This window comes from Streptomyces sp. NPDC005791 (genome assembly GCF_042871485.1).
In the GTDB taxonomy this organism is placed as follows: Bacteria; Actinomycetota; Actinomycetes; order Streptomycetales; family Streptomycetaceae; genus Streptomyces.
The window spans coordinates 408,874-433,571 of sequence record NZ_JBIAIP010000004.1; the positions used below are offsets into that span (position 1 = coordinate 408,874).

Sequence of the window (24,698 nt, forward strand, 5' to 3'; positions counted from 1 at the left end):
GGCGACGTAGGGCTCGCACAGTGTGGGCCCACGGGCAACGCCCCGAAGGAGATATGACATGGCTACTGGCACCGTGAAGTGGTTCAACGCGGAAAAGGGTTTCGGCTTCATCGAGCAGGAGGGTGGCGGCGCTGACGTCTTCGCCCACTACTCGAACATCGCCGCCCAGGGCTTCCGCGAGCTGCAGGAAGGCCAGAAGGTGAACTTCGACGTCACGCAGGGCCAGAAGGGCCCGCAGGCGGAGAACATCACCCCCGCCTGATCACTCAGGCGTATGGCGCAGCTGGGGCCCGCACCTTGGGGTGCGGGCCCCAGCTCGTTGTGTTTTCCCGGCCGCTGTCAAGGCTGACGCACCGTCGGAGTAATTCCGGTGTGTACAGGTCATGACGCGGCGGTTATATGCAGTCATATGGAGTGCCGAATCCGGCTGGTTCATCCGCCGGACGGGCTTCGTTCTTGGTTATTTCACCGGCTCGTTCTTGCGATTCTTGGCGCCCTACATGGCTGCAGCCGCCCGGAAAGAATCCCTCGACACGCGCCATTCGAGGGAAAGGTTCTCCATTGAACCGCGATCGCACAGCTCGCACGAACGACCGATTCTCCCGGACGCGTTCCGGTGGATCAGCCGGCAGTCGTACCGCCAACGGATTCCGCTCCTCGGGATCCGGCCGGCCGGGCGCCCCGGGTTCGCAGGGCCGCTCCGGTGGTCCGAAGCGCTCCGGCGGCTACGGCCGCCGCTCCTCCTCCGTCTCGGGTGAGTTCGCCCTGCCGGTGACCATCACCCCCGCGCTGCCCGCCGTCGAGGCCTTCGCGGACCTGGAGATGCCCGCGCCGCTGCTGGCGGCACTGACGTCCGAGGGCGTGTCCGTGCCGTTCCCCATCCAGGCGGCCACCCTGCCGAACTCGCTCGCCGGACGGGACGTCCTGGGCCGCGGCCGCACCGGATCGGGTAAGACGCTCGCCTTCGGGCTTGCCCTGCTGGCCCGCACCGCGGGCAACCGTGCCGACGCGCGCCGCCCGCTGGCCCTGGTCCTCGTCCCCACCCGGGAACTGGCCCAGCAGGTCACCGACGCGCTCACCCCGTACGCCCGGTCCCTCAAGCTCCGGCTGGCCACGGTCGTCGGCGGCATGTCGATCGGCCGCCAGGCCAGCGCGCTGCGCGGCGGCGCCGAAGTCGTGGTCGCCACCCCGGGCCGCCTGAAGGACCTCATCGAGCGCGGCGACTGCACGCTCGACCGGGTCGCCATCACCGTCCTCGACGAGGCCGACCAGATGGCCGACATGGGCTTCATGCCCCAGGTCACCGAGCTGCTGGACCAGGTCGGCCCCGAGGGCCAGCGCATGCTGTTCTCGGCCACGCTGGACCGCAACGTCGACCTGCTGGTCCGCCGCTACCTGCACGACCCGGTCGTCCACTCGGTGGACCCGGCGGCCGGCGCGGTGACGACGATGGAGCACCACGTGCTCTACGTCCAGGGCGCCGACAAGTACGCGACGACCACCGAGATCGCCGCCCGCGAGGGCCGGGTGATCATGTTCCTGGACACCAAGCACGCGGTGGACAAGCTCACCGACCACCTGCTGCACAGCGGTGTGCGGGCGGCCGCGCTGCACGGAGGCAAGTCCCAGCCGCAGCGCACCCGCACCCTGGACCGGTTCAAGACCGGCCATGTCACGGTGCTGGTCGCCACGAACGTCGCCGCCCGCGGCATCCACGTCGACAACCTCGACCTGGTCGTCAACGTCGACCCGCCCAGCGACCACAAGGACTACCTGCACCGCGGCGGCCGTACGGCGCGCGCCGGCGAGTCCGGCAGTGTCGTCACGCTGGTGCTGCCCAACCAGCGCCGCGAGATGACCCGGCTGATGGCCGATGCAGGCATCACGCCGCAGATCGCCCAGGTCCGCTCCGGCGAGGCCGAGCTCAACCGCATCACCGGAGCCCAGGCGCCGTCGGGTGTGCCCGTCACGATCACCTCACCGTTGTCGGAGCGCAAGAGCAGCGGTTCCGGCCCCCGCGGCCGGCGCGGCGCGCGTCCCGGCCAGGGGCGCCGATCCAACGCCAACACGGCGACGCCGCAGGCGCGTGCCGCGGCTGCGCAGCGCCGGTCCAACAAGGCCGCGTAGCCATCCGGCCGGAAGCCCGGCCGAACCCGTCCGGCTTTCTCCACGACCACCTTGTTGAGGCACCATGCGCTGTGTCATCGCCCGTTTCCCCTTCGACCTCTTCAAGAACGAGGTCGAGGAGTCGATGAAGGGCGTCAAGCCCGAGCCCGTCACCGGTGACGCGGTGGTCATCAGCCGCCGCGTCTACCCCGTCAAGCAGGTCGGCGAGATCATCACCCGGCAGGACCGCCGGGACTTCTCCGCCGGCGAGGTGACCAGGGCGCTGACGCGTCTCGGCTTCACCTGCCGCCCCGCGGAGGTGCCCGCTCCCGCGGTGCCGCTCACCCCGCTGGAGAACGCGTCCGCCCTGCTCGGAACCCCCGACGCCTGAGCCGCCGCTCCGTCGGTACGTCGCACCCCCGAGCCCTCTGGGCCCGGGGGTGCGGTGCGTCCGGGGCCGTTGCCGTCAGGGTGCCGGTGCCGGCTTCCTGGCCCAGTCGAGCCGGGGCTCCACGGCGTACCGGAACATCCGCCGGACGGGCGGGGTGCAGAGGGCCGTGACCATGGCCGCGGCGGCGACGGACACCAGGATCCGGCCCAGCGGGGTGGAGACGACGTCCACCTCGTAGAGGTCGAGCTTGACCGCGCCCTTGATGACGAAGCCGTGCAGCAGATAGCCGTAGAGCGTGCCCGCGCCGAGTGCGGTCATCCACAGCCTGCGGTTCGGTACCCAGGCGAGGAAGCAGGCGCTGAGCACCAGGGCGCAGCTGAACAGCAGGAGGGTCACCACGGCGCCCGTCCAGGCGGGCGAGCCGAGCTGCTCGGCGCCGTAGCGGCGGAAGAACCATGAGGTCGTGGTGCGCGGCACCGCCCAGTAGGCGGCGGCCAGGGCCACCAGGCAGACGGGCACGGACGCGAGGCGCACGGTGCGACGGCGTACGAGGTCGAAGTGCGCGGGGCGCAGCTGGAGGCCCAGGACGTAGTACGGCAGGAACTGCAGGACGCGCTGGAGGTGCAGGTCGCCGCCGATGTTGCTCGACACCGCCCCCATGGCCGCGATGACCAGGGCCACCGCCACGGGCCACCGGACCGTCTCCCAGAAGGGGGTGGTGAGACGCCAGAGGAACAGGGCGGGCAGGAACCACAACAGCCAGTACGGCGTGAGCGGGCTCAGGGAGAAGTCCGGGGAGCCGGTCAGGCGCTCGAAGAGGGTGTAGGCGATCTCGAAGACGGCGTAGGGCACGACCAGGCTGGTGACGAGCTTCCAGACCCGGCGGGACCGCAGGTCGAGGCCGCGCGAGAAGTAACCGGCGATGATGATGAAGACCGGCATGTGGAACGTGTAGACGAAGGTGTAGAGCGTCTCCACCAGGCGTCCGCTGTCGGGCAGGGGCTCCCAGGAGTGCCCCACCGCGACGAGGACGATGGCCAGGTACTTCGCGTTGTCGAAGAACGGGTCACGGCCGGGGCGGGCGGGTGCGGTCGCCGGCGCACCGTCCCCGGCGGCGGCCGGCCCCGGGGCGTGTGAGGTCAGGGAGGGCATCGGGCCACCCTAAGGGCTGTCCCGCGGGGTCTCTCGTCCAGAAGGCCCTGGCGACCGCCGCACGACGGGGAGTGCACCAGGTCGTCAGGGCTGTTCCGTGGCCGAGGTCCGCTCAGGGAGTCAGGATGAGCTTTCCGGTGGTCCGGCGGGCGAGCAGGTCCTCATGGGCTCGCCGGGCGTCGGCGAGCGGGTAGCTGCCGCCGGTCACGGGCTTGAGGCGGCCCTCGGCGACCAGGGTGAAGAGCTCCTTCAGAGGGCCGCCGACCGCGCCCGGAACGGCCAGGGTGGGGCGCAGCCAGAAGCCGACGACGGAGGCGTTGAGCCGGCCGAGCCTGCCCGGGTCGACCGGGGTGAAGCCGGAGCGGGCGGCGTTTCCGTAGGTGACCAGCCGGCCGAAGGAGGCCAGGGAGTCCAGGGCCTGGTCGAAGAGGTCCCCGCCGACGGCGTCCAGGACGACGTCCGCCTTCTCCGCGAGGGGGTAGGTGATCACCTCGTCCGCGCCGAGGCCCAGGACGAGCCGCTCCTTGGCCGGCGTGGAGACCTGGGCGAGCACCCGGCCCGCTCCGAACTCCCGGGCCAGCTGGACGGCGAGGCTGCCGACACCGCCCGCCGCCGAGTGCACGACGACACTCTCGCCGTCACGCAGCCGGGCCGCCGAACGCAGCAGGTGCCAGGCGGTCAGTCCCTGCACCATCAGGGCGAGTGCCTGGGCGGCGCCGAGATCCTCGGGGATCTCCACGAGGCCGGACTCCTTGGCGGTCACCTGCTCCGCGTAACCGTGCGAGACCCGGGCCAGCACCCGCCTGCCGTCCGGGGTGCGGCCGACGACCTCGCTGCCGGGGACGTACGGCAGGGCGTCGGCACCGAGGTAGGAGCCGTCCACCTGATGGGTGTCCGCGAAGTTCACCCCGGCGGCCTCGACGGTGAGGAGCACCTCTCCGGGGCCGGGCGTGGGGGCGGCCAGTTCCACGGGGCGGAGTACGTCGGGGCCACCGAATCGGTCGAACTGTATGGCGAGCATGCCGCACGGTACCGCGAAGCCCTTCGGACAGCCGCAGGCTCTGTGAACCTCCTGCCGGTCTTCTGCCGAGAGTGGGGCGAAAACAGTACGTACGGTCTGTTATCGCCGTGACGTTGCGTCGAGGCTTTGGGGTGAGCACGACCGTGGCCGCCGGGCAGGGTGGCCTGCCAGACTGCGGCCATGAGCGATCTTCTGCACGACAGAGTCGTCCTGATCACCGGGGCGAGCAGCGGTATCGGCGCGGCGGCGGCGCGGGTGTTCTCCGAGGAGGGCGCGACGGTCGTCCTGGCCGCGCGCCGGGAGGACCGGCTGGCCGCACTGACGGCCGAACTGAGGGACAAGGGGGCTCACGCCTCCTACGTCGTCTGCGATGTCACGGTGGCCGAGGACGCCGCCCGCGCCGTCGGCTTCGCGGTCGACACCTACGGGCGCCTGGACTCGGCCTTCAACAACGCGGGGCTCGGCGGCGACCGGACTCCCCTGCACCTCATGGGCGACGACGTCTACGACGCGGTCATGGACGTCAATGTGCGGGGCGTCTGGAACTGCCTCCGGCCCGAGATCGCCGCCATGCTGGAGAACCCCGGCGACTGCTCCATCGTGAACAACAGCAGTGTGGGCGGCCTGGTGGCCATACCGTCGGCCGCGGCCTACATAGCCGCCAAGCACGCCGTCGTCGGGCTCACCAGGGCCGCTGCGGACGAGTACGCCCAACAGGGCATCCGGGTGAACGCGGTGGCCCCGGGCACCACGCGCAGCGAGATCACCGCCGACTGGTTCGGACGTAACCCGGGGCTGGAGCAGATGGTCAACAGCCGTACGCCTCAGGGGCGTACGGCCGAGCCGGAGGAGATCGCCAACGCGGTGGCCTGGCTGCTCAGCGACCGGTGTCCCTTCCTCACGGGCACCGTTCTCCCGGTGGACGGCGGCTTCATCAACCAGTGAGCCTCAGCCGCAGGGGCCGCTCAGCCCGCCCCGGAAGACCGTCTCCCCGTCCTGCGTCGCCGTGACCAGGACGGAAGCCTCTCCGGGGGCGGCGGGCAGGAGCTCCGCCTCGACCCAGCAGGGGCGGTCGAATTCTGCGTAGCGCTCGAACGCGCTGGTGACGGTGGTCGCCTCGAAGCGGGCGGGATGCAGGGCGGCCCGCGCGGCCTGGTCGGCGGCCTCCATCAGGACGAGCCCGGGGACGTGGTCGACCGGGTGGTCGTACAGCACGGTGTCGGCCACGTCGTTGCGCAGCTGCCAGTGGCGGGGCCGGTCACCGGCCGCCAGGACCACCTCGGACGGGACGGCGCGGCCGACGGTGTGCGCGTCGACCGGGGCGGGAAGTGGCCAGGTGTTCCAGTCGGCGGTGAGGTGTGCGCCGCGGAGCCGGCGGTAGGCGCGCGGGGAGACCCAGCCGAATTCGGAGTCCGCGTGGGCCACCAGGCTGCCGCCCTGGAGGACCCGGACGTCCATGCCGAGTGAACTGACGGAACGGCCGCGCTTCTTCGGGTTCGTCACGGACACCTCGACAGCGAGTTCGCCGGGCCCCTCGGTGGGTACACGGAAACCGGGGGAGACGGTGAAGTCGAAGTAGTGGAGCAGGGTTTGATCCTCGAGCGGGACGCCGTACGCCGCGTGCGCGATGACCAGCCCGCTCTGCCGAATGGTCTGGGTGAGCACCCGGGGGTCGTAGGCGCGCCCCGCCGCGGGAGCCGGCCACCTCGCGGACAACGAGAACTCGCCCTCCTCCAGGCTTCGCCAGGAGGTGAGGAGAACCATGTCGGAGCGTCGGAGGTGGACGTACTCCTTGGGGACCCCGTCCCGAACCTCTGCCATGGTCCGTGGCGGGCGCGGTACAACAGGTATGTCGGGCACGGCCCTCCCGGACATGGCGCAGAATGAGCATGGCGGCGCTGATAGGATACCGTCTCACCGGTACTTTTTGAAGAAGCGTCACGCCACGTTCAAGGGGAGCGCGAGTTGGCACGACAGCAACGGGCGATCCGCACGCGCAGGATCTTCCTGGAAGCCGCTGCCGAGGTCTTCGACGAGCACGGTTACGACGCCGCCACGATCGCCGCGATCCTCGACCGGGCCGGTCTGACGCGGGGTGCGCTCTACTTCCACTTCACGTCGAAGGAGGAGCTGGCCCGTGGTGTCCTCCAGGAGGCGGTGACCTCGGACGGGGTCACCCCGCAGACCTTCAAGCTGCAGGAATGGGTGGACATAGCGCTCCTGCTCGCCTACCGGCTGCCCAGGGAGCCCCTGCTCAGTGCCTCGATCCGGCTGTCCGTCGACCCTCGGGCGCGTGGGCTGTTCGGTACCCGCTGGCCGGACTGGATAGTCCTCGGCACGGAGATACTGACCGAGGCCAAGGAGCGCGGAGAGCTCCTTCCGCACGTCGACCCGGAGGCCACGTCCCGGCTCTTCGTCGGCGCCTGGACCGGAGTCCAGCTGGTGACCGAGTCGATGGCCGAGCCGCCGGACCTGGTCGGCGAGATCTCCGCCCTCTTCGAGCTCATCCTGCCCAACAACGCGGTCCCGGGAGTGCTCGCCCGGCTCGACACGTCCCCGCACCGCGCGGCACGCATCGTCGAGCAGCAGCAGCAGACGGTCGCCGTTTCCTGACCCTCGGGCGCTGCCACGGCCGCGCCGCCACAGGTCACCCGATCGGATGCCGGATACCTGCGACGTGGCTGGTCAGCGCGCATGGTGGCCCTATGTGGCTTCGCCGAACAGCCGTGGGCGCCATGGTCGTGCCGCTGGCGTTCCTGGTCTTGCGGGACGCGCCGGTACGGCTCGTCGCGCCCGAGGGGGGCACCGCGAAGCCGGCGACACCGGCCGGGGCCCCGCGGCCCGCGATCGTCACCCGGGCCCAGTGGCACGCGGACGAGAGCCTGGTGAAGGAGGACGCGGTGTACACGGGGACGGTCAGGGCCGTCTTCGTCCATCACACCGGGCACACCAACCAGTACGACTGCGCCGACGCCCCCGAGATGCTCCGAGCGATGGAGGAGGCGCACGTCCGGGGTGAGGGCTGGGACGACATCGGCTACAACTTCGTCGTCGACCGCTGCGGGACCGTGTACGAGGGCCGGGCGGGCGGCGTCGGACGCTCCGTGCGCGGGGCCCACGCCACCGGGTTCAACGCGCACAGCGTGGGGATCGCGGCCCTCGGCACCTTCGGCCCCGGTGTGCGGGTACCGAAGGCGCTCATCGAGGGGATCGCGAAGGTGGGCGCGTGGAAACTGGACCGGGCCGTCGACCCGAAGGGCTTCGTGCGGATGGTCTCGACGAACGACGAGAGCCTGTACCGGCGTGGTGAGGTGGTGTACCTCCATGCCGTGGCCGGTCACCGCGACACCTTCCAGACGTACTGCCCGGGCGAGGCGTTGTACGAGCAACTGCCCACCGTCCGGGCGGAGATGGCCCGGCTGAGGGCCGCCGCACGGCAGCCGTAGCGGCTACCTCGCTACGTACTGGGTGAGGACGGCCTGGACCTCGTAGATGTCGACGCCCTTGGTGAACGTCTTCTGGATGGGTGTGGGGGAGCCGCTGATCCAGATCTTGAGCTCGGCGTCCAGGTCGAAGGTCCCCGCCGTCTCCACCGCGAAGTGCGTGATGCTCCGGTACGGGACGGAGTGGTACTCCACCTTCTTGCCGGTGATCCCCTGCTTGTCGATGAGGACGAGCCTGCGGTCGGTGAAGAGGATCGTGTCGCGGATCAGCAGATACGCGGCGTGCACCTGCTCGCCCTGCCCGAGGAGCCGTGCGTAGTCACGCTGTGCGGCCGTCGGATCGACGGTGTGCGCGTTACCGAACAGTGCCATGAGAGACCCCCACCTGAGTGAATGTGCGGACGTCGAACGCGTCGCAACCCACGGAAAAGAATATCGGCGGCTTATCTGTTCCTGCCCTCGCACACCTTCCGGAGCACAGCGGAGGAATACCGTCATGCCGACATCACCCCTCGCCAAGCGGCCCGTCGAATCGGTGCTCGCCCTTCTGCTCGTCCTCCTGAGCGTGCTCGGCCTCGCCGGCCGCAGCGTCGCGGACGCCCCCGCCAAGGCCCCGGCCCAGGCCCCCACCCAGGTGGCCCCCGCCCAGGCCGCCCCCGCCCGCGTCCTCATCGTGCACACGGTCACGGCGGGTACGGACTGGGACCGCATCGCCGAGTGCGAGAGCAGCGGCAACTGGAACATCAACACCGGGAACGGCTACCACGGGGGACTGCAGTTCGCTCCCTCCACCTGGCGGGCCTACGGCGGCGGGCAATACGCGCCCCGCGCCGACCTCGCAACCCGGGCCGAACAGATCGCCGTCGGGGAACGCGTCGCCCGCTCCCAGGGAATGGGCGCCTGGCCCACCTGCGGACGCCTCGGCGCGAACGGTACGTCGTCGTCCCCCTCGGAGTCCTCGGAGTCCTCGTCGTCCTCGTCCGAGAACGCGGACCGGAGCGACACCGCGCCGACGGCACCCCAGCAACAGTCGAACGGCAGCCCGAACAACGGCTCCCCCGGCAGCTCTTCGTCCGGCAGCTCCTCGTCCGGCAGCTCCTCGTCCGACAGCTCGACGGGCGGCACCCACGACAGCGACGTGACGCACCACGCCGAGGACCTCGCCGACGCGCGGACATACGTCGTCGAGGCCGGCGACTGCCTCTCGGTGATCGCCGAGCGCGCGGACGTGTCCGGTGGCTGGCGCGCGCTGTACGAGCGGAACCGTGACGTCCTCGACCGCGGACCGCACCTGATCTTCCCCGGTCAGCGCCTCCAGCTCAACGCCTGACGCACCACCCCGGGCAGTGCGGGGACAGGGGACATGCGGGCCTGGTGAGTGGTCAGGACATCCAGTTCTCGGACACCACCGCATGCGAGAAGCGTGTCACGGCCGAAGTCGGCAGTCGCCCCTCAGGAGTGAAGGTGCAGGTCTCGTCGACGAACAGCACGCCACTCAGGGCGCTTTCGAAGACGCCACGGTGATCCTCCCCCACGCACCGCCGGCGGAACCGGCGGACGGAGCCACATTCCCTCTTCTCCTGCTCCGGTGACCCGGACCGGACCTGGTCCTGAGCCCCCTTCACCGCCCTCCGACGGAACCGAGGCCCCGCGCGGAACCGGACGTGTTCCCGGACTCCGTCTCGTAACTGCGGCACTCGGGGTTGTGACACGGGCCGGCTCCCCAGTGCGGGACGAAGATGCCGAGGGTCTTGTGCCGAGTCAGTACGGTCTCGACGGGCTGCTTGCAGGCCGGACACACGTACTCCGCCTGCCGATCGGTCTGACGCTCGGTTCTGGCCATGCTCTTACGGTAGTCCCGAAAAGGGCGCAGAGGCACTTTTGCGACATGTGCCAAGGTTGGTCGCGAGGGGCGGCCCACGAGGGGCGGCCCGGCCCGGAACCTGGTGCCATGGGACGGGGGGACGCCTCGACGAAGGGACCACCCGGTCATGGCACGCGCACCGTCACCGGCCGCAGTCCTGCTCTCCGTGCACGCCGTGGTCTTCGACACGGACGGAGTGATCACCGACTCCGCCCCGGCGCACGCCGCCGCGTGGAAGCCGGCCTTCGACGCCTGCCTGGCCGCCCACGAGGGGCAGCGGCCCTTCGACGAGGCGGAGGACTACCGGCGTCACGTCGACGGCATGTCGCGCAAGGACGGTGCTGCCGCCTTCCTCAGGTCCCGGGGCCTCGTCCTCCCCGAGGGCAGCCCCGACGACCCCCCGGGCACCGGGACGGTGTGGGCCGTCGCCGCACGCAAGGACGAGGCGTTCACCCGGAGCCTGCGCACCCACCCGATCGCGGTCTGGCCGGGGACGGTCCGCCTCCTGCACGTGCTGCACGACGCGCGTGTCCCGTTCGCCGCCGCGTCCGCGTCCCGGCACGCGACGGAGCTGCTGGCCGGGGCCGGCCTCCTGGACCTCTTCACCGCGGTGGTCGACGGCAACGAGGCGCGCCGCCTGGAGCTTCCCGGCAAACCGGACCCCGCCCTGTTCACCGAGGCGGCGCGGCGTCTGGGGGTCCCGGCCGGGGAGACCGCCGTGGTGGAGGACGCGCTGGCCGGAGTGGAAGCGGGCCGGCGGGGCGGCTTCGGGCTGGTCATCGGGGTGGACCGGACGGACAGTCCTGAGGCCGCCAACGATCTGCGGCGGCACGGCGCGGATCTCGTGGTGGCCGATCCGGGAGACCTGCTGATCAACGGGGAGGACTGATGGCGCGCGGCTGGATCTGGGCGTACGAGGGGTACGAACCGGAGAAGGAACGCCTGCGCGAAGCGCTGTGCACCCTGGGCAACGGTTACTTCGCCACCCGGGGAGCCGCGCCCGAGACACCCGCGGGCGACACGCACTACCCGGGCACGTACGTCGCGGGCTGCTACAACCGGCTGACGTCCTCGGTCCAGGGACGCCAGGTAGAGAACGAGGACCTGGTCAACCTCCCCGACTGGCTGCCGCTGCGCTACCGCATCCACCCCGCCGGTGGCCGGCCCGGCCCGTGGCTGACCCCCGACGACGTCTCCCTCGTGGACCACCACCAGTCGCTCGACCTGCGCGGCGGGACGCTGACCCGCCACTCGGTGTACGACGACGGGGAAGGCAGGCGGCTGACCGTCGGGCAGCAACGCCTTGTGCACATGGGCGACCCCCATCTCGCCGCGCTGCACACGGTGTTCACCGCCGAAGGCTGGTCGGGGGAGCTGGAGGTGGAGTCCTCGATCGACGGCGATGTCCGCAACACCGGGGTCGCGCGCTACCGGAATCTGGCCGACCGCCATCTCACCGGATGGGAGACCGGCACGGAGCCGGAGTCCGCGGTGTGGCTGCGCTGCCGCACGGTGGAGTCGGACATCGGGATCGCGCTGGCCGCCCGCACCGTGGCCTCCTGCGGTCCGGAACGCGACGGCGCCCACCGGGCCGAACCCCGGCAGGAGCCGCGCGCGGTCCACCAGATGATGACGCTGCCGCTGGCCCCGCACCGCGACGCCGTGGTCGACAAGACGGTCGCGCTCTTCACCTCCCGTGACCCGGCGATCGGCAGCCCGCTGCGGGCCGCGGCATCCGCGGTCGCCACCGCTCCGGCGTACGACCGGCTGCTGACCTCGCACCGCCGGGCCTGGGCCGATCTGTGGCAGCAGGTCAAGCTCGAGGTGCCAGGGGAGTCCGGACGCATCCTGCGGCTGCACCTCTTCCACGTGCTCCAGACGCTCTCCCCGCACACCGCGGAACTCGACGTCGGGGTGCCGGCCAGAGGGCTGCACGGTGAGGCGTACCGGGGGCACGTCTTCTGGGACGAGCTGTTCGTCCTGCCCTTCCTGAACCTGCATCTCCCGGAGATCTCCCGGGGGTTGCTCGACTACCGCCACCGGCGGCTCCCCGCGGCCCGCGCCGCCGCGCGTGCCGTGGGCAGGGCGGGTGCGATGTACCCGTGGCAGAGCGCCGACGAGGGGCGCGAGGAGACCCAGGCGGTCCACCTCAACCCGCGCTCGGGGCACTGGCTGCCCGACCGTTCACGGCTGCAGCACCATGTCGGCTCGGCCGTCGCGTACAACGTGTGGCAGTACTGCCAGGCCACCGGCGACACGGAGTACCTCTACTCCAAGGGCGCCGAGATGCTGATGCAGATCGCCCGTTTCTGGGCGGACAGTGCCGCATGGGACGACGACCTCGCGAGGTACCGCATCCGGGGGGTCGTCGGGCCCGACGAGTACCACGACGCCTATCCGGATTCCGACGCGGCGGGGCTCGATGACAACACGTACACGAACGTGACGGCGGCCTGGGTGCTGGCACGGGCCGGCGAGCTCTGCCGCGCGCTGCCAGCGAGCCGTTGCCGGCAGCTCCTCGACCTGATCAGGCTCGACCCGGCGGAGCTGGACCGCTGGGACCACATCTCGCGGCGGCTGTACGTGCCGCACCACCGCGGTGTCATCAGCCAGTTCGCCGGTTACGGAGATCTGGCCGAGCTGGACTGGGAGGGCTACGGGGAGCGGTACGGGGACATCCGGCGCCTCGACCGCATCCTGGAGGCGGAGGGCGACACCGCCAACCGCTACCAGGCGTCCAAGCAGGCCGACGTGCTGATGCTCGGCTACCTCTTCTCGCCGAAGGAACTCGCCGCGCTGTTCCGGCGGCTCGGACACGAACTCGACGACAAGACCTGGCGGGCCACCGTCGACTACTACGTGAAGCGCACGAGTCACGGCTCCACCCTCAGCTCACTCGTCCATGCGTGGGTGCTGGCCCGGGTGCACCGCGACGACGCCTGGGTGTACTGCGAGGAGGCGCTGATCGGCGATGTCGCGGACATCCAGGGCGGTACGACCGAGGAAGGCATCCACCTGGGGGCGATGGCGGGCACCCTCGACTTCGTCCAGCGCGGGATGACGGGCCTGGAGACCCGCGACGACGCCCTGTGGCTGGCACCGGCCACGCTGCCCCAGCTCTCGAAGTTCCGGATGCGGCTCCGCTTCCGCCGGCACTGGGACGTGGACCTGCGCCTGCGCGCGGAGCGCCTGAGGATCGCCGTACCGGACTCGGAGCGGCCCGGGGTCAGGGTGAGGCTGGACGGCAGCGCGTACGTCGTCGAGCCGGGCACGGCGCGGTGGCTGGAGCTGCCGACCGACATGCCGGGCGGCTCATGAGGCCCTGGTGGACACCAGGACGCCGATCCTGTCGATGCGGTGCTCCGGATTGTCGTGGGCGTCGCGCCAGAAGTTCCCGGCGGCGTCGTCCTCCGGGGTCGCGCAGGTGGAGAGGGTGATCATCGCCCGGACCGGCTTCTCATCCGGTTCGCCCGGGACCTCCGCCCGCTGTTCGGCGAGCGAGCGCTCGGACCGGAAGGACGTCTGCCGCGACTCGGTGATCCGGTACTCGTAGACCGTGCCGCCCTCCGTGACGAGGACGGAGTCGCCCTTCCCGAGCGACGGCAGGTCGCGGAGCGGGCCTCCGGCGGAGAGCCGGTGGGCCGTCACCAGGTAGTTCCCGACCTCGCCGGGCCCGACGCCACCCTTCTCGCCGTACGGGCTGGCCGCCACCCCGCGGTCCTGGACGCGGGTCCCGGGGCCGTCGTCCGTCGTGCCCTCGTACGGGACGACACGCAGGTCCGTCACGCCGATCGACGGGATGGTGAGCTTCGCGGTCGCCGTGCGTGGATCGGTCCGGTCGGCCGGGAGCCCGGCGGTCGGGCCCGCGGCCGCCGGTGCTTCCCGGGCGGCCGGAGGGCCGGCGGCGGCCACCGCTGCCGGCCCTCCGGCCGCCAGCAGGACGACGGCCGCGCCCGCGAGGGCCCGGGGAACGCGTCGCAGTACGTGGGAAGGGTGCATGGCAGGGTTCGGATCGGTGGCCGGTGGTGCCGGGGCGGGCCCGGGAACGCGGCCGGCCCCCTTCCAGTACACCACCGGTCAGACGGTCGCGTCGGGTGCGCCGAGCAGCTCGCGCACCTCTTCGGCGCCCAGCTCCGTCAGCTCCTCGCCCACGAGCAGCCAGCGGGTGATCCCGACCGACTCCAGGAACGCCAGATCGTGGCCGGCGATCAGCAGCGCGCCCTCGTAGGACTCGAGGGCGCTCGTCAGCTGCCGCACGCTCGCCAGGTCCAGATTGTTGGTCGGCTCGTCCAGCATCAGCAGCTGCGGGGCCGGTGTGGCGAGCATCGTCGCCGCCAGGGCCGCGCGGAAACGCTCGCCGCCCGACAGGGTGCCCGCCGGCTGCTCGGCGCGCGCTCCCTTGAACAGGAAGCGGGCGAGCTGCGAGCGGATCTCGTTGTCGGTGGTCCCGGGCGCCATGCGCGCCACGTTCGCGGCGACGCTCAGCCCGTCGTCCAGCACATCGAGCCGCTGCGGCAGGAAGCGCAGCGGCACATGGGCCCTGGCCTCGCCGGACGCCGGCCGGAGCTCCCCGGTGAGGGTGCGCAGCAGCGTCGTCTTCCCCGCCCCGTTCCGTCCGATGAGCGCGACGCGTTCGGGCCCCTGGACGTGCAGGGCGCCGTCGCGCAGGGCGCCGTAGCGGGGGCGGAGCCCGTGCACGCTCAGGACCGTACGGCCCGCCGGGACGGCGGTGTGGGGGAGCCGCACCCGGATCTCGGCGTCGTCCCGGACCGCCTCCGACGCCGTGTCGAGCCGCTCCCGTGCCTCCTGGAGCCGGTCCTCGTGGAGCCCGCGGAGCTTGCCCGCCGCCTCCTGCGAGGACCTCTTGTGCTCACCCGCGACGATCCTGGGCGCCCGCCGCTGGGCGTCCATCTTCTTGTTGTGCCGCTGGCGCCTGGCCACCTTGATCTGCGCCTCCTCCAGCTCGCGCTTCTGACGGCGTACGTCGGACTCGGCGGCCCGCACCATACGCCCGGCCGCCTCCTGCTGGGCGGCCAGTGCCTCCTCGTAGGCGGACCAGCCGCCGCCGTACCAGCTCACCGCACCGGCGCGCAGGTCGGCGATGCGGTCCACCCGCTCCAGCAGGTCACGGTCGTGGCTGACCACGACGAGCACCCCGGAGCGCCAGGACTCGACGGCCTCGTACAGCCGGCGGCGCGCGAACACGTCGAGGTTGTTGGTCGGCTCGTCGAGCAGCAGGACGTCGGGGCGCTCCAGCAGCAGTGCGGCCAGCCGCAGCAGTACGGTCTCACCGCCGGACAACTGCCCCACGGTGCGGTCGAGACCGACCGCACCGAGACCGAGCGAGCCGAGGGTCGCCAGAGCCCGCTCCTCGACGTCCCAGTCGTCGCCGACCGTCTCGAAGTGCTTCTCGGCGACGTCACCGGCCTCGATGGCGCGCAGCGCCGTACGCCGCTCGGTGATGCCGAGGGCGTCCTCGACGCGGAGGTCCGTGTCCAGGGTGAGGTTCTGCGGGAGGTACGCGAGGTGCCCGCCGACGGTCACCGAACCGGCGGAGGGCTCCAGCCGGCCGGCCAGCAGCCGCAGCAGGGTGGACTTGCCGGAGCCGTTGGTCCCGACGAGCCCGGTGCGGCCCCGGCCGACGCTGAGGGACAGCCCGCCGAAGACCTCCGTGCCGTCCGGCCACCGGAAGGACAGGGCGGAGCAGCTGAGGGAGGCGGCGGGCGTGGTGGGGTGAGACATGTGATCCTCGCAGTCGCAAGCGTGTGAACAGGGGCTTCGTGTGCGAGCACCACGCGGCGACCGGCCGGGAGAGGAAGGGGTGCGGGTCCTCCGGACGTGCGGGGGACGGATCATGCACCGAGGTCGCATCCACGCGGTGGGTCACGGGCGGCAGAGAAGCCGACAAGGCGTGACGGGCTACGGCAAGGGCCGTACCGCGCGATGTTCGCGGACCTCAGATGCGCAACGTCCACCTCTATCGGAGACGACAGGACTCAAAAACTGTACATCGTGCCCGGCCCGTGCGGCCGGTCATTTCCGGGCTGGGCGGTCCGGAGGCCGTCCGTCCCGCAGCGCCTCCTCGCGCGCTACCACAGCGACGACCGCCCCGGCCCCGGCGAACGCCGGGACCGGGGCGATGGCAGACACCGTCCCGCCGCACCCCCTGCGCCTCGTGCACCTCGGGCGCCTCGGGCGCCGGGGGCCGCCGGGCATCCGCGGGTCAGCGCAGAGTCTTCAGCATCTCCGCCTCGAACGGCGTGAGGTCCTCGGTACGCCCACCCAGGGTCTTCGCGGCCCATTCGGGGTCGGCGATCAGCGCGCGGCCGACGGCCACCATGTCGAACTCGTCGCGCTCCAGCCGGTCCAGCAGCTGGTCGATACCGGTGACCGAGGAACTGTTGCCCTGGAAGGCACTGAAGAAGTCACCGTCCAGGCCGACCGAGCCGACGGTGACCGTGGGCCTGCCACTGATCTTCTTCACCCACCCGGCGAGGTTCAGGTCGGAGTCGTCGAACTCGGGCAGCCAGTAGCGGCGGGTGGACGCGTGGAAGACGTCGACGCCGGCCTCGGCCAGGGGCGTGAGGAGGGTGTCCAGCTCCTCGGGCGTCCGGGCGACCTTCGCCTCGTACGCGTCCATCTTCCACTGGGACATGCGGAAGAAGAGGGGGAAGGAGTCGGACACGGCCGCGCGGCACGCCGCCACGATCTCCGCCGCGAACCGGGTGCGCGCGACGATGTCGCCGCCGTACGCGTCGGTGCGGCGGTTGCTGCCCTCCCAGAGGAACTGGTCGATCAAGTAGCCGTGTGCGCCGTGCAGTTCGGCCCCGTCGAAGCCGAGACGCTCTGCGGCGGCCGCCGCGTCGGCGAACGCGGCGATGACGTCGTCGAGGTCCTTCTGCGTCATGGCGCGGCCCTTGGGCTCGCCCGACAGGGACACGCCCGACGGCCCGACCGGCTCCGCCTCCGCCACCGGCGGGGCGCCCTCGGCGCGCGTGACGCCCACGTGCCAGAGCTGCGGGATGATCGCGCCGCCCTCGCGGTGCACGGAGTCCACGACCCCCGCCCAGCCCGCGAACGCGTCCTCGCCGTGGAACTGCGGGACCCCGCCGCTGGTGCCGGCGGAGGCGTGGTCGACGTAGGTGCCCTCGGTGATGATCAGCCCGACGCCACCGGCGGCCCGACGGGCGTAGTAGTCCGCCACGTCCTGGCCCGGAACGCCGTTCGGGGAGAACTCCCGGGTCATGGGCGCCATGGCGATCCGGTTGCGGGAGGTCAGTCCGCGGACCGTGAACGGGCGGGAGAGGGCGGCTGCTGCACGGCGGGCGTTCTCGTCTGTCACTGCGTGTCCTGTTCAGAGTGGGGGAAGGTCCATCCGTTGCCAACATGTGACCGCCGCCCACGCATCCCCGGACCGGGCGATGTGGCCGATGTCTCCTCTTGATCTCCCTCCGCGCTTCCAGCAGTCTTCGGCAGAGCCGAGGCGTTCGGTGTCTGCCGGAGGGACGGATGTCCGCCCTGGAGCGACATCCCGAACGACCGGCGCGGTGAAGTCCGACGGCTCGGTGTGGTCCTCCGAACCGACAGGCCCGCAGGCCCTGGCTGGACGGGGGCCGGTAGTCGGGCCGGTCGGCACTTTCTCCCTGCGGGGGCGCACCGCGGACCCGGAGTCCGCCGTGCGCCCCGAAAAGCGGGTGAGCCGGCGTGTCGTCTCCCTACACTCACGGGCATGGCATGCCGCATCAGTGAACTGGTACTCGACGTCGCGGACCCCGACCGGCTCGCCACCTTCTGGAGCGAGGTCCTCGGTTACGTCGAACTCGGCCGCGAGGACGACGGAAGCATCGAGATCGGGCCGCCCGACGCGGGTTTCGGCGGCCCGCAGCCCACCCTCGTCCTCAGCCCCGGTGACGAGCCGCGGGCAGGCAAGCTCCCCCTGCACGTCGACGTCAACGCCACCGACCGCGACCAGGAGGCCGAGCTGGAGCGACTGCTCGCTCTCGGTGCCAGGCTCGCGGACGTCGGCCAGACCGGCACCGAGAGCTGGCACGTCCTGGCCGACCCGGAAGGCAACGAGTTCTGCCTCCTGCGCACGCGGCTCACCCCCCTCTGACCCGCAAGCGTCAACCGGTCGTGCCAATTCGCTGCTTTCCTCGCGTGAACATAAGCACTGGAAATGCCCACTTTGCCTGCACTGTCCTTGCTCGTGCGGTAGCGGTACGGTCACCTTCTGAATATCACCGCATTTCTCTGTGGGTGCTGCGCCTGGTCAGGCGAGTGCGACGGTATGGATGGTAGGGAGTTGTTGATCGTTTTCGTGGTAGAGTCCTTATGAATTCACAGGGCGCCACGATTAAAAGGGGAATGGCGTGAATACCGAGAAGGTCACCGCTCGACGTCTCACGGCCGAGGACATCGCAGAGTTGGGCCTCCAGGACGGCGTGTTTGTCTCGGCAGGGACGGAGGGCTTTCCTCTCGACTGCTACGCTCCGGCTTTCCTCACGGAGCCGGGTAAGAATTTCGAGGGAGGGTCCTTCACTGCGAGGACGATCTTCGGCGATGTGGTCCACGTCCTCCCGGACAATGCTGACGAAGGCGGTATCTGGATCGCCGACAAGGCGGGGGAGGAAATCGAGGTTCTGCAGAGCGCCGGCGTCCTCCTGAACCTTGCCCTTTTCGTGCCCAACGGGAACAGGGAATCCCTGGATTCGCTCTACTCCGCCGCGCGGGAGGCGTTCGGCGCGGGCGTCGTCCAGCGCTGGAGCGAGGAAACCGTCGCCGTACCGGACGTCAAGGTCGACCTGTACGAGGAGCCGGCGCGGGCGCGGAAGAACACGAGCGGCCAGAACCGCGACCGCCGCGCCCTGGACATCTATCCGACCCGCGTGCGGTTCCTGGAGCCCAGCGAGGGCTGGAAGTTCGTCGTCGAGCCGCACAAGGAAGTCGTCGACGACACGCCGACGATCTGACCGGACGGCGGCCGAAGACCACGCCGACGGCGTGTGGGCTTCCGGCGGTCGCGGCTGCGAAGAGGGATGGGCCTGGGACCGCTGAGGCCGGACAGTGACGAAGCCTCGGGCCGTTGGCCCGAGGCTTTCGTACGCTCGACGCGCCGTGCGAGGTGATGACGGCGCGACGGGCGCCGCTCACCCCGGCGCGAGGGACACCGCCAACCCTGGCGCGACGGGCGTCGCTGACCCCGGCGCGGCGCACGCAGTCCCGCACGAGGGCGCGTCGCTGATCGTGCACGTCCTGGGTCCCGTCACGGTGGCGGGCCTGAAGCGCCACCGCACGAGAACCCGGACCCCGCCGGCCAGGCCGTCGCGCTCCTCGTCCGTCGCGGGACGCCGGTGATTGTCCCCGGCCCCCTGTGGTTTCGTCCGTGATCGGTAACAGAGGGAGCCCGCGCGGTCGCTCCCCTGTCTCCATCGGTGCACGACATCGGTGCACGACATCGGCGGAGACAGCAAAGGGGCGGGCGGACATGGCACGACACAAAGGAAGGCGTTGGAACGGCCGGCTCCTCGCGGCGGCGCTCGGGGTGACGACGTTGGCCGCTGCCACCTCGGTGTGGACCGCGCAGGCCGACCCGACCGGTGAGCGGCCACGAGCGCGTGTGTCAGCGCCGGACGCCCGGCCCGTGGCGGTGGACATCGCGCACGCCTCGGACCGTGGCGCGCGGGGCGTCAACATCACCATCGACGACGGTCCGGACCCGGTCTGGACGCCGCAGGTGCTCCAACTGCTGAAGGACAGCGGTGTGAAGGCCACGTTCTGCGTGGTGGGCACGCAGGCCCAGGCGTACCCGGACCTGGTCAAGGCGATCGTGGCGGACGGGCACCGGCTGTGCAACCACACGGTCTCGCACGACACGGCCATGGACACCAAGCCCGAGGCATACCAGTCGCAGCAGATCCTGGATGCGGAACGCATGATCACGGAGGCGTCCGGAGGCGTACGGTCGCAGTACTACCGGGCCCCGGGCGGCGCCTTCACCCCGTACAGCCGACAGCTCGCCGCCTCCCGGGGGATGCGGCCGTTGGGCTGGAACGTCGACACCAAGGACTTCGAGCAGCCCGGTGCGGACACCATGGTCGCCACGGTCAAGAGCCAGATCACCAACGGGCCGACGGTCCTCTTCCACGACGCGGGAGGGGACCGCTCCCAGACCTTGGCCGCTCTGCGCGAGGTCCTCCCCTGGTTGAAGCAGCAGGGGTACTCCTTCGGCTTCCCCGTGCGGTGAGTGAGGCTCACCCGCACCGGCCGCCGCGCGTCGGTGGCTGAGACTCGCGAGCCGGGACGAGTGGTTTGCGGCCCGATACGCCGACGCCGGCCGGCATCAGCCCGCCGGTACGGCGCGGTCAGGTGCCTGGGTGGTGGCGGCCTCCCGCCGGTACGCGCTCGGGCTCTCGCCCCGGAGCCGTTTGAACGCCGCGCTGAAGCCGAACGCGTCCGCGTAGCCGACCCGCCGGGCCACCGCCGCCACCGTCAGTTCCGGGCGGGTCAGCAGATCGGCGGCCAGCGTCATCCGCCACTCGGTGAGATACGCCACCGGCCCGACCCCGACCAGTTCCGTGAACCGCTTCGCCAAGGTCGTCCTCGACACCCCCGCCCGCCCTGCCAGCTCCGCCGTCGTCCATGGGTGCGCCGGATCCTCGTGGATCGCGCGCAGGGCGGGCCCGGCCACCTCGTCGCCGAGTGCGCCGTACCACCCCGGCGGTTCGGCCTCCGGGCGGTCGAACCAGTCGCGCAGCGTGCACACCAGCAGCCAGTCCAGAAGCCGGTCGAGCACGGTCTGGTGTCCCGGCCGGCCGCCGCCGATCTGCGCCTCCAGGTAGTCCCGCAACGGCGAGCAGTCCTGCTCGTCGGGCACCACCAGGACCGGCGGCAGAGCGCGGAGCAGCCTTTGCGGCACCTGCTCCCTCACGTCGTACGCGGCGGCCAACAGCACCGTGGAGCAGCTCAGTTCGAGGCCCCGGTCAGCGGAGACCGGCGCTTCCCCGCCCCAGTGCACGTCCCGTACGCCCGTCGTCCGCTCCGTCGCGGTGCCGTTCGCCGGGTCGTCGGTGAAGGAGAACGGGGCGGGCCCCCGGACGATCGCGGCCTCGCCGAGCGCCACGTGCCGCGCCTCCCCGGTCTCCGGCACGATCCATCCGGCACCGCGCAGCGGTAGGCACAGGGTCAGGTACGCGCCGTCGGTGAACCGCAGCGACCACGGCGGCCACAGCACCGAACGGCCGAACACCGCGCCCCTGCCCCGCACGCCACGTAACAGCTCGTCGAACACGTCCATGGTGCCAACGATAGGCAGGAACACGGGTGTCCCGGACGATTACCTATGCGTGACGGACGGACGGCCATGGCCCCGCCGTCGGCGCCGCGATGGACTTGTCCCATGACAACGCACAGCGCGCACAGCACCTCGTCCGACATCCTCGTCCTCGGCGCCACCGGCAAGACCGGCCGCCGACTCACCGCCCGGCTGCGCGACACAGGCACGGCCCCGGTCCGGGCCGCCTCACGCTCCGGCGAGGTCGTCTTCGACTGGACCCTGCCCGACACGTGGGAACCCGCGCTCGCCGGAGCCGGGGCGGTCTACCTCGTCGCGCCCGACGACCCGTCCCCCGTAGGCGAGTTCGTGCGGCAGGCGACAGCTCTCGGGGTGCGCCGTTTCGTCGCTCTCTCCGGTCACGGCATCGAGGAGACGGGTGACGGCTTCGGCCGGGGCATGGTCGCCGGTGAGGAGGCGGTCCGGGAGTCCGGTGTCGAGTGGACCGTCCTACGGCCCAACAACTTCTTCCAGAACTTCGACGAGGACCTGTGGCTGGCGCCTCTCCGGGCGGGTCGCCTGGGCCTGCCGATCGGGGAGATGCCGGAACCGTTCATCGACGCCGACGACGTGGCGGCGGTCGCGGCGACGGTGCTCACCGAGGACGGTCACGCGGGCCGCACCTACGAACTGACCGGTCCGCGCGCGCTCACCTTCGCCGAGGCCACCCGGACGATCGCCGAGGCGGCCGACCGGCCCATCCGCTACGAGGAACTCACCCCGGACGCCTACCGGTCCGAACTCCTCGCCGAGGGCTGGCCGGAGGCCGCCGCCGATGCGCTCGGCGCCATGTTCGCCCTGCACCGGGCGGGCCGCTCGGCCGAGGTGACCGACGATGTCCGCCGGGTACTGGGCCGCGAGCCCGCCGACCTGGAGCCGTGGGCACGCCGTGTCGCGGCCCGGGGGACCTGGACGCCGTGAGAAAGCCTCTCCGGCGGCCTGTTGCACCGTCGAGCCCCGGTGCGGGGGTCCCCGCCGTCCGTCGTGCGCCCTGACCGGTCGGTGGCCAGCCGGCTCACGGACCTGACCGGTCGGTGGCCGGCCGGCTCACGGACCCTGGCGTGCCCCGGTCGGGGCGCGGCCGACGGTGGCGCCCCGACCGGAAGACGCCGGAGGTCCGCAGCCCACGCCCGTGGAACCACGAACGGTCCACGGGCGCCGGGCGGTGGACATGCGGCGGTTACGACGCACCCGAGGCCGGCCTGGGGCTCTCCTCAGCGCAGTCCGGCGAAGAGATCGTTCTCGGGTACGGCCGCGCCGGTGGCGTCCTTGACGCGTACGAAGGTCTCCACGCCCATCAACTCGCCGAACCTCTCCTTGCCCATCTTGAGGAAGAAGATGTTCTCGCCCTGACTGGCGTGCGCGGCCAGCGCGTCGAACTTCTGACCGCTGAACGCGGTGGTGTCCACCCACGTGGTGATCTCGTCGTCCGGGAGGCCGATCTCGGCCATCGCGGCGGCCTCGGCAGGATCCGGCTCCGGCATGTCCTCCTGGAACTCGCGCATGGTCTCCCCGAACCGCTGCATCGCCGAACGGGGCATCGTCGTCCAGTACACCTTCGGTGTCAGCTGGGTCATCTCCAGCGCCGCCATCGTGATGCGGTGGGCCTGGATGTGGTCGGGGTGACCGTAGAAGCCGTTCTCGTCATAGGTGACCACCACGTCGGGCCGGTAGTGCCGCATGAGCTCCGCAAGCCGGGCGGCGCCTTCCTCCACGGGGGTCTGCCAGAAGGATCCGGGGGCGTCGTTGCTCGGCCAGCCGATCATCCCGGAGTCGGCGTAGTCGAGCATCTCCAGGTCGCTGATCTTCAGGACGTCGCAGCTCGCCTCGAGTTCACGGCGGCGCATCGAGGCGACGGCCGCCGGATCGTGCCCGGCGTCACCCGGCTTGGCACCCCCCGCTCCGTCACCGCAACCGCCGTCGGTACAGGTCACGAGAACCGTGCGGATGCCTTCCGCCGCGTACCGCGCGAGGATGCCCCCCGTCCCGGTGGCCTCGTCGTCGGGGTGGGCGTGTACTGCCATGAGGGTCAAGGGCCGGTCGGTCATGAAAAAGTCCTCCTGCGGACATACGTCTCGGTCCGGGTGCGCGGCGCGTACCTCGATACCGGGGCCCGGATCCTGGCGCGGCGGATGACCTCGCGGTCTCCGTGATCCCCGCCCGTGCGGCGCCGGCCCCTCGGTCGATGCAACCGCGGGAGCCGGACCGGCTGTTCCCGGCGCGGCGGCGGCACGTCCTAGCGGCACGTCGGAACCGACGTGCGCCGGCACCAGCCGTGACCTCCCGGCACGGGCTACGAGGCCCTGCGACGGCGGTGGGGCTCGCGTCGGGCCCGGAGTGACCCACCACGGCAGCAGGGCCCGGACCGCGCGCGGTCCGGGCCCTGGCCTGTGCGGGATGCCGCCTGCGGCGGCGGTGCGTCAGCTCTGTGCGGTGTCGTCGCCCGTCTGCCCGGCGCCCTCGGCCGCGCCTGTCTTCTCGCGCATCTTGCGTACCAGCTCCGCCTTCTGGTCGGCGGCACTCCTACGGTCGAGGTTGCGGTGCGGACCGTTGTTCTGCCGTTCGGCGCGGGACAGCTTCTTGCGCTGGCCGCCGCCCATGCCCACAGGGTTGTTGATGTTCTTGCTCACGGTCATGCGTTCTCCCGGAATGATGTGAAGTGATCTACGGATTCAACGGTGGGGACGGGCGCGGCGACGCCGAGGCGTCAGCAGGGGCCCGTCACGCTCTCACTCGTGAATCGGCGTCTGGAAGAACATGCCGAAGACGTTACCCGGTCCGTCGGCCCTCACGCCCTCCGGGCCAGTGACCGCACCCCCTGGTGAGGCATGCGCGGTCCGCCTCGGCACCTGCTCGTCCCGGGTCGTGGCGTGGGACGGCCGTCAGCCGAAGTCGTCGGGGATGATACGGAGCTTTTGTGCGATGCGGGCGAGGGCCTTCTGGTCGGTCGTGTTGAGCGAGTCGAGGACGATGCGGCGTACGGCGCGCAGGTGTGTGGGCGCCGACAGGCGCACGAGGTCGAATCCGGCGTCGGTGAGTTCGGCGAGGGTGTAACGGCCGTCGGCCGGATCGGGTGCCCGTACGACCCAGCCGCGCTGTTCACAGCGTTTGATCACGTTGGACAGGCGGGAGAGCGACCCGCTGGCGAGGAAGGCGAGCTCTCCCATCCGCAGCGTGCGCTGCGGAGCCTCGGAGAGGTGGCTGAGTACGAGGTACTCGAACAGGGTGAGGCCGTGTTCCTGCCGCAGCGGCGACTCCAGCTTGCCGGGCAGCAGCAGGACAAGGGAGATGAGCCCCGTCCACGCCGCCTTCTCCTGCTCGTCGAGCCAGCGGAGCTTCTCGTCGTCCTCGTGTGCGCCCGTGCCGTTCATGGGCCCTCCTGTGCTGCTCAT

25 protein-coding genes are annotated in these 24,698 nt (G+C 71.3%); 13 read left to right on the top strand and 12 right to left on the bottom strand.

What is annotated here, in order from left to right:
* Positions 1-58: 58 nt before the first annotated feature.
* From ACFYSH_RS11415 to ACFYSH_RS11425, 3 genes are all read left to right on the top strand, one after another.
* Entirely contained in the window at positions 59-262 is a 204-nt protein-coding gene (locus tag ACFYSH_RS11415; RefSeq protein ID WP_031090619.1) for a cold-shock protein, read from the top strand.
* Positions 263-561: 299 nt separating this feature from the next.
* Entirely contained in the window at positions 562-2,127 is a 1,566-nt protein-coding gene (locus ACFYSH_RS11420) for a DEAD/DEAH box helicase (RefSeq protein ID WP_359463319.1), read from the top strand.
* A 64-nt stretch (positions 2,128-2,191) separates the two neighbouring features.
* Positions 2,192-2,497, top strand: coding sequence for an SCO5918 family protein (locus tag ACFYSH_RS11425; RefSeq protein WP_359463316.1), 306 nt, complete (start codon positions 2,192-2,194; stop codon positions 2,495-2,497).
* Positions 2,498-2,572: 75 nt separating this feature from the next.
* Here ACFYSH_RS11425 and ACFYSH_RS11430 read toward each other — a convergent pair whose 3' ends face one another.
* Entirely contained in the window at positions 2,573-3,649 is a 1,077-nt protein-coding gene (locus ACFYSH_RS11430) for an acyltransferase family protein (protein WP_388751970.1), read from the bottom strand.
* A 112-nt stretch (positions 3,650-3,761) separates the two neighbouring features.
* A complete protein-coding gene (locus ACFYSH_RS11435) occupies positions 3,762-4,670 on the bottom strand; it encodes a zinc-binding dehydrogenase (protein WP_359463310.1) in 909 nt (302 codons plus the stop codon).
* A gap of 180 nt (positions 4,671-4,850) precedes the next feature.
* On the opposite strand from ACFYSH_RS11435, the gene ACFYSH_RS11440 reads away from it, so the two are divergent.
* Complete coding sequence (locus ACFYSH_RS11440; RefSeq protein ID WP_359463307.1) at positions 4,851-5,615, top strand: glucose 1-dehydrogenase; 765 nt, start codon at positions 4,851-4,853, stop codon at positions 5,613-5,615.
* Between the two features lie 3 nt (positions 5,616-5,618).
* On the opposite strand, the gene ACFYSH_RS11445 is transcribed toward ACFYSH_RS11440, so the two are convergent.
* Positions 5,619-6,491 carry a ScbA/BarX family gamma-butyrolactone biosynthesis protein gene (locus ACFYSH_RS11445; protein WP_359463304.1) on the bottom strand — a complete coding sequence of 291 codons (873 nt, stop codon included), beginning with the start codon at positions 6,489-6,491 and terminating at the stop codon, positions 5,619-5,621.
* 144 nt (positions 6,492-6,635) lie between these two features.
* On the opposite strand from ACFYSH_RS11445, the gene ACFYSH_RS11450 reads away from it, so the two are divergent.
* Both ACFYSH_RS11450 and ACFYSH_RS11455 read left to right on the top strand, forming a co-directional pair.
* Positions 6,636-7,283 (top strand): ScbR family autoregulator-binding transcription factor, encoded by a 648-nt coding sequence (locus ACFYSH_RS11450; RefSeq protein WP_359463301.1) that lies wholly within the window; start codon positions 6,636-6,638, stop codon positions 7,281-7,283.
* Positions 7,284-7,375: 92 nt separating this feature from the next.
* Entirely contained in the window at positions 7,376-8,116 is a 741-nt protein-coding gene (locus ACFYSH_RS11455) for an N-acetylmuramoyl-L-alanine amidase (protein WP_388751973.1), read from the top strand.
* A gap of 3 nt (positions 8,117-8,119) precedes the next feature.
* On the opposite strand, the gene ACFYSH_RS11460 is transcribed toward ACFYSH_RS11455, so the two are convergent.
* Positions 8,120-8,485 carry a PH domain-containing protein gene (locus tag ACFYSH_RS11460; RefSeq protein WP_359463295.1) on the bottom strand — a complete coding sequence of 122 codons (366 nt, stop codon included), beginning with the start codon at positions 8,483-8,485 and terminating at the stop codon, positions 8,120-8,122.
* A 124-nt stretch (positions 8,486-8,609) separates the two neighbouring features.
* Here ACFYSH_RS11460 and ACFYSH_RS11465 point away from each other — a divergent pair, with 124 nt between their 5' ends.
* Positions 8,610-9,443 (top strand): transglycosylase family protein, encoded by an 834-nt coding sequence (locus ACFYSH_RS11465; RefSeq protein WP_388751975.1) that lies wholly within the window; start codon positions 8,610-8,612, stop codon positions 9,441-9,443.
* 291 nt (positions 9,444-9,734) lie between these two features.
* On the opposite strand, the gene ACFYSH_RS11470 is transcribed toward ACFYSH_RS11465, so the two are convergent.
* Complete coding sequence (locus ACFYSH_RS11470) at positions 9,735-9,956, bottom strand: hypothetical protein (RefSeq protein WP_359463289.1); 222 nt, start codon at positions 9,954-9,956, stop codon at positions 9,735-9,737.
* Positions 9,957-10,104: 148 nt separating this feature from the next.
* On the opposite strand from ACFYSH_RS11470, the gene ACFYSH_RS11475 reads away from it, so the two are divergent.
* Together ACFYSH_RS11475 and ACFYSH_RS11480 are read left to right on the top strand one after the other, a co-directional pair.
* Complete coding sequence (locus ACFYSH_RS11475) at positions 10,105-10,866, top strand: HAD-IA family hydrolase (RefSeq protein WP_359463285.1); 762 nt, start codon at positions 10,105-10,107, stop codon at positions 10,864-10,866.
* Positions 10,866-13,295 carry a glycosyl hydrolase family 65 protein gene (locus ACFYSH_RS11480; protein WP_359463283.1) on the top strand — a complete coding sequence of 810 codons (2,430 nt, stop codon included), beginning with the start codon at positions 10,866-10,868 and terminating at the stop codon, positions 13,293-13,295. Before ACFYSH_RS11475 ends, ACFYSH_RS11480 begins: the two co-directional genes overlap by 1 nt.
* Here the strand turns inward: ACFYSH_RS11480 and ACFYSH_RS11485 are convergent.
* From ACFYSH_RS11485 to ACFYSH_RS11495, 3 genes are all read right to left on the bottom strand, one after another.
* A complete protein-coding gene (locus tag ACFYSH_RS11485; RefSeq protein WP_388751978.1) occupies positions 13,290-13,976 on the bottom strand; it encodes a class E sortase in 687 nt (228 codons plus the stop codon). The two genes, ACFYSH_RS11480 and ACFYSH_RS11485, sit on opposite strands and share 6 nt — an antisense overlap.
* A gap of 78 nt (positions 13,977-14,054) precedes the next feature.
* Positions 14,055-15,719 (bottom strand): ABC-F family ATP-binding cassette domain-containing protein, encoded by a 1,665-nt coding sequence (locus ACFYSH_RS11490; RefSeq protein ID WP_388751980.1) that lies wholly within the window; start codon positions 15,717-15,719, stop codon positions 14,055-14,057.
* A gap of 481 nt (positions 15,720-16,200) precedes the next feature.
* The gene (locus ACFYSH_RS11495; protein WP_359463274.1) at positions 16,201-17,319 is read right to left on the bottom strand and encodes an NADH:flavin oxidoreductase; all 1,119 of its coding nucleotides are present in this window, start codon (positions 17,317-17,319) and stop codon (positions 16,201-16,203) included.
* A 387-nt stretch (positions 17,320-17,706) separates the two neighbouring features.
* Here ACFYSH_RS11495 and ACFYSH_RS11500 point away from each other — a divergent pair, with 387 nt between their 5' ends.
* From ACFYSH_RS11500 to ACFYSH_RS11510, 3 genes are all read left to right on the top strand, one after another.
* Entirely contained in the window at positions 17,707-18,090 is a 384-nt protein-coding gene (locus tag ACFYSH_RS11500) for a VOC family protein (protein ID WP_359463271.1), read from the top strand.
* Between the two features lie 256 nt (positions 18,091-18,346).
* Entirely contained in the window at positions 18,347-18,946 is a 600-nt protein-coding gene (locus ACFYSH_RS11505) for a hypothetical protein (RefSeq protein WP_359463268.1), read from the top strand.
* Between the two features lie 515 nt (positions 18,947-19,461).
* Positions 19,462-20,220, top strand: coding sequence for a polysaccharide deacetylase family protein (locus ACFYSH_RS11510; RefSeq protein ID WP_359463265.1), 759 nt, complete (start codon positions 19,462-19,464; stop codon positions 20,218-20,220).
* A gap of 96 nt (positions 20,221-20,316) precedes the next feature.
* Here the strand turns inward: ACFYSH_RS11510 and ACFYSH_RS11515 are convergent, their stop codons facing one another.
* On the bottom strand, positions 20,317-21,270 hold the full coding sequence (locus ACFYSH_RS11515; RefSeq protein ID WP_388751983.1) for an AraC family transcriptional regulator: 954 nt from the start codon (positions 21,268-21,270) through the stop codon (positions 20,317-20,319).
* 102 nt (positions 21,271-21,372) lie between these two features.
* On the opposite strand from ACFYSH_RS11515, the gene ACFYSH_RS11520 reads away from it, so the two are divergent.
* Entirely contained in the window at positions 21,373-22,227 is an 855-nt protein-coding gene (locus ACFYSH_RS11520) for an NAD(P)H-binding protein (protein WP_359463260.1), read from the top strand.
* 293 nt (positions 22,228-22,520) lie between these two features.
* Here the strand turns inward: ACFYSH_RS11520 and ACFYSH_RS11525 are convergent, their stop codons facing one another.
* The 3 genes from ACFYSH_RS11525 to ACFYSH_RS11535 form a co-directional block, all read right to left on the bottom strand.
* Complete coding sequence (locus tag ACFYSH_RS11525; protein ID WP_388751985.1) at positions 22,521-23,354, bottom strand: PIG-L family deacetylase; 834 nt, start codon at positions 23,352-23,354, stop codon at positions 22,521-22,523.
* A 372-nt stretch (positions 23,355-23,726) separates the two neighbouring features.
* The gene (locus ACFYSH_RS11530; RefSeq protein WP_359463254.1) at positions 23,727-23,942 is read right to left on the bottom strand and encodes a DUF6243 family protein; all 216 of its coding nucleotides are present in this window, start codon (positions 23,940-23,942) and stop codon (positions 23,727-23,729) included.
* A gap of 246 nt (positions 23,943-24,188) precedes the next feature.
* The gene (locus ACFYSH_RS11535) at positions 24,189-24,698 is read right to left on the bottom strand and encodes a MarR family transcriptional regulator (protein ID WP_359463251.1); all 510 of its coding nucleotides are present in this window, start codon (positions 24,696-24,698) and stop codon (positions 24,189-24,191) included.